The sequence below is a fragment of the Pseudomonas chlororaphis genome, from assembly GCA_001023535.1.
In the GTDB taxonomy this organism is placed as follows: domain Bacteria; phylum Pseudomonadota; class Gammaproteobacteria; order Pseudomonadales; family Pseudomonadaceae; genus Aquipseudomonas; species Aquipseudomonas chlororaphis_E.
Genome location: CP011020.1, coordinates 2,622,556 through 2,635,105, shown reverse-complemented (window position 1 = coordinate 2,635,105; position 12,550 = coordinate 2,622,556). Strand labels below are relative to the sequence as shown.

11 protein-coding genes are annotated in these 12,550 nt (G+C 62.9%); 2 read left to right on the top strand and 9 right to left on the bottom strand.

Annotated features, from left to right (window positions below):
- Positions 1 to 57 precede the first annotated feature (57 nt).
- The 8 genes from VM99_11575 to VM99_11540 form a co-directional block, all read right to left on the bottom strand.
- Positions 58 to 546: an RDD domain-containing protein gene (locus tag VM99_11575; GenBank protein AKJ98667.1), complete on the bottom strand. Its 489-nt coding sequence runs from the start codon at positions 544 to 546 to the stop codon at positions 58 to 60.
- Between the two features lie 90 nt (positions 547 to 636).
- Positions 637 to 849, bottom strand: coding sequence for a cold-shock protein (locus VM99_11570; GenBank protein AKJ98666.1), 213 nt, complete (start codon positions 847 to 849; stop codon positions 637 to 639).
- Positions 850 to 1,243: 394 nt separating this feature from the next.
- On the bottom strand, positions 1,244 to 2,368 hold the full coding sequence (gene gcvT / locus VM99_11565) for a glycine cleavage system protein T (protein ID AKJ98665.1): 1,125 nt from the start codon (positions 2,366 to 2,368) through the stop codon (positions 1,244 to 1,246).
- 39 nt (positions 2,369 to 2,407) lie between these two features.
- Positions 2,408 to 3,784: a serine dehydratase gene (locus tag VM99_11560; GenBank protein ID AKJ98664.1), complete on the bottom strand. Its 1,377-nt coding sequence runs from the start codon at positions 3,782 to 3,784 to the stop codon at positions 2,408 to 2,410.
- 105 nt (positions 3,785 to 3,889) lie between these two features.
- Positions 3,890 to 6,739, bottom strand: coding sequence for a glycine dehydrogenase (locus VM99_11555; GenBank protein ID AKJ98663.1), 2,850 nt, complete (start codon positions 6,737 to 6,739; stop codon positions 3,890 to 3,892).
- Positions 6,740 to 6,749: 10 nt separating this feature from the next.
- The gene (locus tag VM99_11550) at positions 6,750 to 7,133 is read right to left on the bottom strand and encodes a glycine cleavage system protein H (GenBank protein AKJ98662.1); all 384 of its coding nucleotides are present in this window, start codon (positions 7,131 to 7,133) and stop codon (positions 6,750 to 6,752) included.
- 425 nt (positions 7,134 to 7,558) lie between these two features.
- Positions 7,559 to 9,067 carry a Fis family transcriptional regulator gene (locus tag VM99_11545; GenBank protein ID AKJ98661.1) on the bottom strand — a complete coding sequence of 503 codons (1,509 nt, stop codon included), beginning with the start codon at positions 9,065 to 9,067 and terminating at the stop codon, positions 7,559 to 7,561.
- A gap of 213 nt (positions 9,068 to 9,280) precedes the next feature.
- Entirely contained in the window at positions 9,281 to 10,168 is an 888-nt protein-coding gene (locus VM99_11540; GenBank protein ID AKJ98660.1) for a LysR family transcriptional regulator, read from the bottom strand.
- A gap of 130 nt (positions 10,169 to 10,298) precedes the next feature.
- On the opposite strand from VM99_11540, the gene VM99_11535 reads away from it, so the two are divergent.
- Together VM99_11535 and VM99_11530 are read left to right on the top strand one after the other, a co-directional pair.
- Positions 10,299 to 11,177 (top strand): beta-lactamase, encoded by an 879-nt coding sequence (locus VM99_11535; protein ID AKJ98659.1) that lies wholly within the window; start codon positions 10,299 to 10,301, stop codon positions 11,175 to 11,177.
- A 103-nt stretch (positions 11,178 to 11,280) separates the two neighbouring features.
- Entirely contained in the window at positions 11,281 to 11,895 is a 615-nt protein-coding gene (locus VM99_11530; protein ID AKJ98658.1) for a 3-beta hydroxysteroid dehydrogenase, read from the top strand.
- Positions 11,896 to 12,210: 315 nt separating this feature from the next.
- On the opposite strand, the gene VM99_11525 is transcribed toward VM99_11530, so the two are convergent.
- Complete coding sequence (locus VM99_11525; protein ID AKJ98657.1) at positions 12,211 to 12,549, bottom strand: membrane protein; 339 nt, start codon at positions 12,547 to 12,549, stop codon at positions 12,211 to 12,213.
- Position 12,550: the final 1 nt, after the last annotated feature.

The following is a 12,550-nucleotide window of genomic DNA, read 5'->3' as shown; positions in this document are numbered from 1 at the left end:
GCCCAGCGGGGATAAATCCCCTCGCCACAATGGGGCTCCCCTGACAAAGCGCCGCTGTTACCGGGTCTTCTTCGGAATCCGCACCAGTTGCGTGTCCGAGTAGATGTCATGCCAACTGCGCTTGCGCTTGTCGAACAGCGCCCAGATGAAGCCCAGCCCCAGCGGCAGCCATGACGCAATCGACACCACGAAGCGCAACAGTGCCTGCCACAGGCTGATAGCCGTGCCATCGGCGTTCTGCACGCGAATGCACCATACCTGCATGCCCAGGGTCTGGCCGTTGTGGGTCCAGAACTTGGCGAAGAAACCGAACAATACGAACAGCAGCACGGTAGACAGCAACGGGTCACCGTCCAGCGCGCCGGCTTCGGTCAGGGCGCGCATCTTCTCTTCGCCGATGATTGCCATCTGGATCATCTTGTAGGCGCCACTGGTGACGATCAACAGCGCCGTGCACAGCAGGAAGTCATAGAACATCGCCGCCAGGCGACGGCCCAGGCCGACGGGAGGGAAGTCGCCCTGGGGATTGAGCAGGTGCTTGGGCATGGTGGCCTCGGAAAAAAAGAAGGCATTCTACGGAATTGCGCCCATAAAAAAGCCCCTGATATCAATCAGGGGCTTTTTCATTTCAGAAAATTAGCTTTCTGCTTGTACTTCGTCAGCCTGCATGCCTTTCTGGCCTTGCACCGCAACGAAAGTGACCTTCTGGCCTTCTTTCAGGGTCTTGAAGCCGTTGCCCTGGATCGCGCGAAAGTGCACGAACAGATCCGGACCGCTTTCAGGGGTGATAAAACCAAAACCCTTTTCGTCGTTGAACCACTTGACGGTACCGCTCTGACGATTCGACATTTTCTTATTTCCTTGACGCTAAAATTGATGACAGCCTCTTTCATATGAAAGAGTACTGGGGCTGGGTTGCAGGAAAGTAAGAGACGTCGAGCGGGATGTAGCGAACTTCATAAGCTACTGCCCAGGTCACGATTCCAAGCGACCCATGCAAACACAGTGGCCAAACTCTACGCCAACCACCAACAAAAAAACAACCCCCCTGAGGGGCCCGTATTTGCTCACGTTGCTGGCATTTAAGCGCTTCGCTGGCGTGGGCTTATTCGAAAGGCGAGTTGGGTACTTCTTGACTGTTATAAGCAAGATGCCCGCGACAATTAGATGCACCTTTTTATGGCGATTGCGTTACACATTAGTGCACGTATAACGCAATCGCGTTACTTATAGAAACAGTCAATCATCCGCGATAGTAGCGTTGTGCAACAAATGGCATTTTGCTTACAAGCAAAGGCACCTTTTTCCCACGAACAATGGCCCAGACAGGCGTCTCCAGCGCGACATAGGCACTGTCCAGGTAACCCATGGCCAACGGGCCGCCCAAGGTCGGGCCGAAACCGCCGCTGCATACGGTTCCGATCGTCTCGCCCGCCTCGTTGACGATCTCAGCGCCTTCGCGCACCGGTGTGCGTTCCTGGGGCAGCAGGCCCACGCGTTTACGCTTCACTGTGCCCTGTTGTTGGGCAAACACGGTCTCAGCGCCGGGGAAGCCACCGGCACGGGCGCCATCGGCACGTCGAACCTTGGAAATGGCCCACAGCAGGCTCGCCTCGATCGGGGTGGTCTCGGTGTTCATGTCATGGCCGTAAAGGCACAGGCCGGCTTCCAGGCGCAGGGAGTCACGGGCGCCGAGGCCGATGGCGGCGACTTCCGGCTCGGCCAGCAGGGCGCGGGCCAGGGTTTCCACGTCGGCGACGGGTACGGAGATCTCGAAGCCGTCTTCACCGGTGTAGCCGGAACGGCTGACGAAGCACTCCACGCCCAGCAGCGTGACACGCTGAAATTGCATGAAGGTCATCTTCGCCACGTCTGGCGCCAGGCGTGCGAGCACGGTGACGGCGGCGGGGCCTTGCAGAGCGAGCAAGGCGCGCGCTTCGAACAAAGGCTCGATGGTGCATTGGTTGCCGATATGGTTGCGCAGGTGGGCCAGGTCCTGGTCCTTGCAGGCCGCGTTGACCACCAGGAACAGTTCGTCGTTGCCCAGGTTGGCCACCATCAGGTCGTCGAGGATCCCACCTTGCTCGTTGGTGAACATGGCGTAGCGCTGCATGCCCACCGGCAGGTCGATGATGTCCACCGGCACCAGGGTCTCCAAGGCCTTGGCGGCACCCGCGCCGCTCAGGCGGATCTGGCCCATGTGGGACACGTCGAACAACCCGGCCTGGTCGCGGGTGTGCTGGTGTTCTTTCATCACGCCCAACGGGTACTGGACCGGCATGTCGTAGCCGGCGAACGGCACCATACGGGCGCCGAGTTCGAGGTGCAGCGCGTGCAGCGGGGTCTTGCGCAGTGGTTCGGTGGACATATCAGCTCCTGGAAGAGGTAGAGGGCAGGGAAGCACGCGTCAGCATTCGATGATGTTGACCGCCAGACCGCCGCGGGCGGTCTCCTTGTATTTGCTTTTCATGTCGGCGCCGGTCTGGCGCATGGTGCGGATGACCTTGTCGAGGGAGACGAAGTGGTGCCCGTCGCCGCGCATCGCCATGCGCACCGCGTTGATGGCTTTCACCGAGCCCATGGCGTTGCGCTCGATGCACGGCACCTGCACCAGGCCACCGATGGGGTCGCAGGTCAGGCCGAGGTTGTGTTCCATGCCGATTTCGGCGGCGTTTTCCACCTGCTGCACGGTGCCGCCCAGCACTTCGCAGAGCGCCCCGGCGGCCATGGAGCAGGCGACGCCGACTTCACCCTGGCAACCGACTTCGGCCCCGGAGATGGATGCGTTTTCCTTGTACAGGATGCCGATGGCGGCGGCGGTCAGCAGGAATCGCACCACGCCGTCTTCGTTGGCACCCGGAATGAAGCGCATGTAGTAATGCAGCACGGCCGGGATGATCCCCGCCGCACCGTTGGTGGGTGCAGTGACCACGCGTCCGCCGTAGGCGTTTTCTTCGTTGACCGCCAGGGCGTACAGGTTGACCCAGTCCAGCACCGACAGTGGGTCGCGCAGGGACGCTTCCGGGTTCTTGCACAGTTGACGGTGCAGCGCCGCTGCCCGCCGCTTGACCTTCAACCCACCGGGCAGGATTCCTTCGTTGCGACAACCGGCCGCCACGCAATCCTGCATCACTTGCCAGATCTTCAGCAGGCCGGCGCGGGTTTCGGCTTCGGGGCGCCAGGCACTTTCGTTGGTCAACATGACCTGGCTGATGGACAGGCCATAGGTGCTGCAATGGCCCAGCAGGTCCTTGGCACTCTTGAACGGGAAGGTCAGGGGCGTGGCGTCCTCGACGATCCGGTCGGCGCCGGCGGCGCCTTCATCCACGACAAAACCGCCGCCGATCGAATAGTACTCGCGGCTGCGCACTTGCAACCCGGCGGCGTCGAACGCGCGGAAGATCATGCCGTTGGGGTGGAAGGCCAGCGGCTTGCGAATCATCGCCAGGTGCAGCTTTTCATTGAATTCGATGGGGTGTTGGCCGAGCAGATTCAGGCGTCCGTTGCTGCGGATGTCCTGCAGGCGGGCGGTGACGGTCTCGGTGTCCACGGTGTCCGGGTGCTCACCTTCCAGGCCCAGCAGCACGGCCTTGTCGCTGCCGTGGCCCTTGCCGGTGGCGCCGAGGGAACCATAGAGCTCGACCTTGACGCTGGTGATGCTTTCAAGCAAATCATCACGGCGCAGCCCCTCGACAAAACGGGCAGCGGCACGCATGGGGCCGACCGTATGGGAGCTCGAAGGGCCGATACCGATCTTGAACAGGTCGAACACGCTTAACGACATAGGGGGCTCCTGGGGGAGCAGCTACGAGCTTCAAGCTACAGGCTGCAAGTTAAAAGCCGAGTGGCTCTTACTTGCAGCTTGCGGCTTGTCACTTGTCGCTGCTTCTTAAGCGTAGCTTTCGATCGACGGGCAAGCGCACACCAGGTTGCGGTCGCCGAACACGTTGTCGACCCGGCCCACGGGCGGCCAGTATTTGCCTTCGATCAACGAGGCCACCGGGTACACCGCTTGCTCGCGGCTGTAGGGGTGGGTCCACTCGCCGACCAGCTCCGCCGCGGTGTGCGGGGCGTTCTTCAGCGGGTTGTCGTCCTTGTCCAGGCTGCCATTTTCCACGGCGCGGATTTCTTCGCGGATGCAGATCATGGCGTCGCAGAAGCGGTCCAGCTCTTCCTTGGATTCGCTTTCGGTCGGTTCGATCATCAGCGTGCCGGCCACCGGGAACGACATGGTCGGGGCGTGGAAGCCGAAGTCGATCAGGCGCTTGGCCACGTCATCGACGCTGATGCCGCTGCTGTCCTTGAGCGGGCGCAGGTCGAGGATGCATTCGTGGGCCACCAGGCCGTTGCTGCCGGTGTAGAGCACCGGGTAGTGCTCTTCCAGGCGGCGGGCAATGTAGTTGGCGTTGAGGATCGCCAGCTGCGAAGCGCGCTTGAGGCCGGCGCCACCCATCATGCGAATGTACATCCAGGTGATCGGCAGGATGCTCGCGCTGCCGAACGGCGCCGCGCACACCGCGCCTTCCTTGCGGTCCATGTTCGCGTGGCCCGGCAGGAACGGCGCCAGGTGCGACTTGACGCCGATCGGGCCGACACCTGGGCCGCCACCGCCGTGAGGAATACAGAAGGTCTTGTGCAGGTTGAGGTGCGACACGTCGCCACCGAACTTGCCCGGTGCACAAAGGCCGACCATGGCGTTCATGTTGGCGCCGTCGATGTACACCTGGCCGCCGTTGTCATGGATGATGCCGCAGATTTCGCGGATGCCTTCCTCGAACACGCCGTGGGTGGACGGGTACGTGATCATCAGCGCGGCCAGGTGTTCGCGGTGTTCGATGGCCTTGGCGCGCAGGTCTTCGATGTCGACGTTGCCACGGGCATCGCACGCGGTGACCACCACGCGCATGCCCGCCATGTTGGCAGTGGCCGGGTTGGTGCCGTGGGCCGAGGATGGGATCAGGCAGATGTCGCGGCGCTCTTCGCCACGGCTCTGGTGATAGGCCCGGATCGCCAGCAGGCCGGCGTACTCACCCTGGGAACCGGCGTTGGGTTGCAGCGACACCGCGTCGTAACCGGTGGCGGCGCACAGCATGGCTTCCAGTTCATCGGTCAGTTGCTGGTAACCGGCACTCTGCTCGGCCGGGGCGAACGGATGCAGGGCGCCGAACTCGGCCCAGGTCACCGGGATCATCTCGCTGGCGGCGTTGAGTTTCATGGTGCAGGAACCCAGGGGGATCATGGTGCGATCCAGGGCCAGGTCCTTGTCGGCGAGCTTGCGCAGGTAGCGCATCAGCTCGGTTTCGGAATGGTAGCGGTTGAACACTGGGTGGCTGAGGATCGCCGATTGGCGCACCAGCTCGGCCGGGATGCGGCTTTGCACGCTGGCGGCCAGTGCGGCGAAGTCCGGCAGGGCCTTGCCGTCGGCCAACAGGTTCCACAGTGCTTCGACATCCGCCTGGCTGGTGGTTTCGTCCAGGGACAGGCCCAGGCGCTGCGCGTCCACCACGCGCAGGTTGATGCGCTGTGCGCGGGCCTTGTCGTGCAGGGCTGCGGTTTGCGCGCCGGTGCGCAAGGTCAGGGTGTCGAAGAAGCTCTCTTGCTCAACGCTCAGCTCTAGCGCGCCCAGGCCTTTGGCGAGGATTGCGGTCAGGTGGTGGATGCGATTGGCAATTTGCACCAGGCCCTTGGGACCGTGGTACACGGCGTACATGCTGGCGATGTTGGCCAGCAGCACCTGGGCGGTGCAGATGTTGCTCGTGGCTTTCTCGCGGCGGATGTGTTGTTCGCGGGTCTGCATCGCCAGGCGCAGGGCCGGCTTGCCGAAACGGTCCACGGAAACGCCGACCAGACGGCCCGGCATGTCGCGCTTGAAAGCGTCCTTGGTGGAGAAATAGGCCGCGTGTGGGCCACCGAAGCCCAGGGGCACGCCAAAGCGCTGGGCGCTGCCGATGGCGACGTCGGCGCCGAATTCACCCGGCGGGGTCAGCAGCGTCAGGGCCAGCAGGTCGGCCGCGACGGCGACCAGGGCGTTGCTGGCGTGGAAACGCTCGGTCAGGGCGCGGTAGTCGAACACGTCACCGTTGCTGGCCGGGTATTGCAACAGCGCACCGAAGAATTGGCTGGTGTCGCTCAGTTCGCGTTCGTCGCCGACCACCACGTCGATGCCCAGGGGCTCGGCACGGGTGCGCAACACGTCGAGGGTTTGCGGGTGGCTGTGTACGGAGGCGAAGAAGGCGTTGCTGCCCTTGTTTTTGCTCAGGCGCTTGCAGAAGGTCATCGCTTCGGCGGCGGCAGTGGCTTCGTCCAACAGGGAAGCGTTGGCGATCGGCAGGCCGGTGAGGTCGCTGATCAGGGTCTGGAAGTTCAGCAGTGCTTCGAGGCGGCCCTGGGAGATTTCTGGCTGGTACGGGGTGTAGGCGGTGTACCAGGCCGGGTTTTCCAGCAGGTTGCGCAGGATCGGTGCCGGCGTGTGGCAGTTGTAGTAGCCCTGGCCGATGTAGGTCTTGAACAGTTGGTTCTTGCTGGCGATGGCCTTGATCGACGCCAGTGCGTCGGCTTCGCTCTGGCCGTCCCCCATGTCCAGCACGCTGGTGCCCTTGATGCTTTCAGGGATCACGCTGGCGCTCAGGGCTTGCAGGGAGTCGTAGCCCAGGCGCTCTAGCATGGCTTGCTCGTCGCTGGCCCGTGGGCCGATGTGACGGGCGATGAATTCGTTGGCGGTGCCCAGATTAACGGTCATGTGGCGCTCCTCAGGCTTGGGCGTTGGCTTTGATCAGGCGGTCGTAGGCATCCTGATCCAACAGTTGGCCAACTTCAGCGGGATTGGCCGGCGTGAAGCGGAAAAACCAGCCTTCGCCCAGCGGATCTTCGTTGACCAGTTCCGGATTGCTTTCCAGGGCCGGGTTGACTTCCAGCACGTCACCGTCCAATGGCATGTAGACACCGCTGGCGGCCTTCACCGATTCCACGGTCGAGGCTTCAGCCCCCTTGGCGTAGGTTTGCAGTTCCGGTAACTGAACATAGACCACATCGCCCAAGGCGTTCTGGGCAAACGCGGTGATGCCGACTGTAACGCTGCCGTCGGCTTCGGTGCGCAGCCATTCGTGATCTTCAGTGAAACGCAACTCGCTCATGGAAACTCCTGGGGCCAGATTCGTCTGGTGGACGCGAAGAAAGGCGCGGGACTTGGCCCGGCCGAATGGCTATACCCATAGCAAGAATGCGGCCAATGTTTAAAAGGGCTTATGGATCAATGAGTTGAGGAGGATTGAGGCGGCGTTGAGCGGTGACGCTGTAGCGAAATCGCTACAGCAGCATGCCTGGATAAAATCATTGCCGGATCAAAGCCTTATCCAGCGCAGCTTACCGCTTGATGTAGCGATATCGTTCCACTGTAGCGCTTTCAGTACAGGTAGAGGTCGCTTTTGGCGCAATTTCGACCACGACTCAGAACCCTGTGGGAGCGGGCTTGTTCGCGAAGACGGTGTGCCAGCCAGGTTGACGTCGACTGACACACCGCTTTCGCGGGCAAGCCCGCTCCCACAGGGACCGAGTCAAGCTAGGGCTTGTTGGAAATCCCGTACTTGCGCAACCGGTGGGCGATCGCGGTGTGGGAGGTTTGCAAGCGGCTGGCGAGCTGGCGGGTCGAAGGGTAGTTGACGTAGAGGCTTTCGAGCAGGTGTTTCTCGAAGGCTTCCATGGCTTGTTCCAGGCTCTCGACCTCCACGTCGCCCTGGCGCGCGACAGAGGTGCCGGCGATGTCCAGGTCGCCAATGTCCACCAGGCTGCTTTCGCAGATGGCGGCGGCGCGGAAGATCACGTTCTGCAATTGCCGCACGTTGCCCGGCCAGCGATTGCCCAGCAGCGCCGGGTACGTGCCGGGGGCGAGGCGGCAGACCGGGCGCTGGATCTGGGCACAGGCTTGCTGCATGAAGTAACGGGCCAGCAGCAGGATGTCCTGGCCGCGCTCTCGCAGCGGCGGGACTTCGACGTTGAGCACGTTGAGGCGATAGAACAGGTCCTCGCGGAACGAGCCTTCACTGACCATTTTTTCCAGGTTGCGGTGAGTGGCGCTGAGGATCCGCACGTTGACCTTGATCTCGCGATCGCCCCCCACCCGGCGAAAGCTGCCGTCGTTGAGGAACCGCAGCAACTTGGCTTGCAGGTACGGTGACATCTCGCCGATTTCGTCGAGAAACACCGTGCCCTGGTTCGCCAGTTCCATCAGCCCCGGCTTGCCGCCCCGTTGCGCCCCGGTGAAGGCTCCGGGGGCATAGCCGAACAGTTCGCTCTCGGCCAGGTTCTCCGGCAACGCGGCGCAGTTCAGGGCCAGGAATGGAGCACTGTGACGGGCGCTGATGGCGTGGCAGGCGCGGGCCACCAGTTCCTTGCCGGTTCCGGTTTCGCCCTGGATCAGCAACGGTGCGTCGAGGGCCGCGACCCGTTGGGCCCGGGCCTTGAGGGTGCGGATTGCCGGGGATTCGCCGAGCAATGCGTCGAAACCTTCGGCGTGGTCGTGATGCAGCGCCGACAAGCGTTCGCCGATGCGGTTCGGCGGATAGAGCGTCAGCAGGGCGCCGGCGTCGGTGATAGGGGTGGCGTCCAACAGCAGGGTCTGGCCATTGAGGGTGATTTCCCGCAGTGGCAGGCGAAAACCGTTCTCCAGCAACGTGCTGAGCAGCGCCTCGTCGCCGAACAGCTCGGTCACGCTTTCCCCCGCCGGCTCCCGACCGTACAGGGCAATCAGCGCGGGGTTGGCCAGCAGCACATTGCCGGCGCTGTCCAGGGCCAGCACCGGGTCGGTCATGGCCGCCAGCAGGGCATCGAGCTGCAAGTGCCGGCGCTGGCCCGGCAGGATGTCCACCACCGTCACCGCCTGCACGCCCCGCACGCTGAACAAGGCGTCACGCAATTCGTCCAGCACTTGCGGGCTGAGGGTCGGTGCGTCGATGTAGACGTTGGGCGGCACCATCTCCACGGCATCCAGGTTGAGATTGCGTCCACCGAGCAAGGCCAGGACTTCCTGGGTGATGCCGACGCGGTCGATGAAACTGACGTGGATACGCATGGGGCGGCTTAGGGTTCTGGCGTATGGAGGGTGGCAAGTATGCCTTGGGGCGGGCGGTTGGTGGAATCCTGCCGCGGCACTTGAGGCGTACCGGGCCCCTGTGGGAGCGGGCTTGCTCGCGAAAGCGGCGTATCAGTCAACCTATGTTTTGCGGATACGACGCCTTCGCGAGCAAGCCCGCTCCCACAACGTGTTCGGTGAAGCTGACACGGCTTACAACCCCACATCCCACTCCGGCGTCTCGGGAAATTTCTGCACCAGGAAATCCAGCAGGCTGCGCAGTGCCGAGGGCATGTGCTTGCGTGAGGCGTAGACCGCGTACATGTTCATTTGCCGCGGCTCGGCATGGGGCACCAGGCGTACCAGCTCGCCGCGCCTGATGTGGGGGCCGGCCTGATAGCTGGGCAGCATGGCCACGCCGGCGCCTGCCATGGCCGCCTGCAACAGGGTGGTGGCTTCGTTGCTGCTAATATTGCCCTGCACCGGCACCGAGACCTGCTCGCCGTCCTGCTCGAAATGCCAGAGGCTCTTGCCCACGTAGGCGTGGGTCAGGCAGTTGTGCTGGCTCAGGTCCTCGACCCGCTGGGGTGTCGGGTGTTCCTGCAAGTAACCGGGCGAGGCGCAGATCACCGAGCGGCACACCGTAAGGCGGCGGGCGATCAGGTTCGGGTCCAGGTCGTTGCTCATGCGGATCGCCAGGTCGATGCGCTCGTCCACCAGGTTCACGGTGCGATCGAGCATCTGCAGGTCGACGCTCACCCCGGGGTAGCGCTTGACGTACTCGGCCATGGCCTTGGTCAGTTGGGCCTGGCCAAAGGAGGTGCTGGTGCTGATGCGCAGCAGGCCCCGTGGTGCGTCGTCCGGCTTGCTGACAGCCGCTTGCAGGTCGCCGGACAGCTCCAGCATCTGCCGGCAGCGCGGCAGGATTTCCGTGCCGGCGGCTGTCAGGCTCAGCTTGCGGGTGGTGCGGTGCATCAGTCGGGCGCCGACCCAGTCTTCCAGCTCCGCCAGATACCGCGACACCACCGGTCGCGACAGGTCCAGGTGCTCGGCCGCCGCCGACTGGCTGCCCAGGTCCACCACGGTGACGAACACCTGCATTGCTTGAAGACGATCCATGATTTGCCCGTTTTCAGAAACAAACTATGTTGAATCATCGCATTTTTTAGGACGAGTCAGACTACTAAGCTTCGTCTCAATGCCTACGGGCTTTTGGACAACGGAGTACAGCATGACCGGATTCACCCCACTCAAGCGCCTGTTGCTGGCGACCGCATCCCTGGCGTTCGCGGCCCATAGCTGGGCAGCCGACTTGACACTCGATGTCTACAACCCTGGCGCCGCGGCGGTCTTTCCGGTGTCCTCGGTGTTGGTCAGTGGCGAGCACGACGCCATCCTGGTCGACGCCCAGTTCGGTAAATCCCAGGCCGAGCAGGTCGTGGAAAAAATCCGCGCCAGCGGAAAGCGACTGACCACGATTTACATCAGCCACGGCGATCCCGACTACTATTTTGGTTTGCAGACCCTGACGGCCGCTTTCCCCGAGGCCAAGGTGCTGGCCACCCAGCCGACCGTCGAACACATCAAGCACACGATGGACGGCAAGCTGAAATATTGGGGGCCGATCCTGAAGGCTGATGCACCCGACAACGCCATCGTGCCCCAGGTGCTCAAGGGCGACAGCCTGACCCTGGAGGGCAAGCGCTTGCAGGTCATCGGCCTGGATGGCCCGCAACCGGAGCGCAGTTTCGTCTGGATACCATCGATCAAGGCCGTGGTCGGGGGCGTGGTGGTGGCCGAGAACATCCATGTCTGGATGGCCGACACCCAGACGCCGCAGTCCCATCAGGATTGGCTGGCGACCCTGGACAGCATCGAGAAGCTGCAGCCGCGCAGCGTGATCCCCGGCCATTACCTGGGCGAGAGCACCCGCTCCGTGGCGTCGGTCAAGTTCACCGCCGGCTACATCAAGGCTTTCGACGAAGAAACCGCTCGCGCCAAAGACGCCGCCGCCCTGATCGCCGCCATGAAACAACGCTACCCGGACCTGGGCGAAGACAGCTCGCTCGAGCTCAGTGCCAAGGTGGCCAAGGGGGAAATGAAGTGGTGAGTGCCTGACGGCCGATGACACCTTTGCCGCAATCAATCAGCTTGGCTGCCTCGCTACAAGGGGTTGCATGCCCGGTATCTATGAGTAATCACTGGAGAACATCATGAGCAAGATCGCAATCATCGGCGCCACCGGTCGTGCTGGCAGCCAACTGTTGGAAGAAGCCCTGCGTCGTGGCCACAGCGTGACGGCCATTGCCCGCAACACTGCAAGCATCGGTGACAGGCCTGGCGTGGTCAGCCAGTCACTGGATGTGTTGGACAGCGAAGCGCTGACTGCCGCCGTCGCCGGTCACGATGCCGTGATCAGTGCCGCGCACTTTGCCACCGTACCGGCCGACAAGATCATCGCGCCGTTGAAAGCGGCGGGGGTCAAGCGCCTGCTGGTGGTGGGTGGGGCCGGCTCGCTGCTGCTGCCGGACAACAGCCGGGTGATCGACAGCGATGGTTTCCCCGAGGAATACCTCGCCGAAGCCACGGCCGGAGCTTTGTTCCTGGATGTGCTGCGCCAGGAGCAGGACCTGGACTGGACGTTCCTTTCGCCTTCGGCGGAGTTCGTCGAGACCGAGCGCACCGGGCACTTTCGCCTTGGCAAGGATCACTTGCTGTTCGACGAGGCAGGCCGCAGTTGGATCAGTTTCGCCGACTACGCCATCGCGATGATCGACGAAGTGCAGACGCCGCAGTTTTCGCGGACGCGGTTCACCGTCGGCTATTGATTCGCCGCTCCCACAAGGGATCTACGGTGAACACACATCCTGTGCCCGCCAACGATCAATGTGTGGGAGCGGGCTTGCCCGCGAAGAGGCCGGGCCTGTCCAACAGATGCGTCGACTGATACACCGCTTTCGCGAGCAAGCTCGCTCCCACAAGGGATCTACGGTGAACACACATCCTGTGCTCGCCAACGATCAATGTGTGGGAGCGGGCTTGCCCGCGAAGAGGCCGGGCCTGTCCAACAGATGCGTCGACTGATCCCCCGGCTTTCGCGAGCAAGCTCGCTCCCACAGGGGAGATAAGGCACGCTTGTGCCCTTAGCCGTGAACCCTTACCCAGACGCTGACCAGCACCGTGGCGGCCATCAGCCATGCCACCGCCGCCACCGCCAGAGATGCTTCCAGGCGCATCCGGTCGACCATGACATACAGGGTCGCCAGGTACACGAAATACGGAATGATCGACCACATGCCAAACACGATGGTGGTCTTTAGGTCGTCCACCGAGCGGCCCTTGCCGACGATGTAGTGGGCGATCAAGGCAAAGGTGGGAAACAGCGGCACCAGCCCGGCGATGTAGTAATTGCGGGTCTTGGCGAGCATCGCCAGGATCACCACCACGGCAGCCCCCAGCGCCGCCTTGAAAATCAGGTCCACA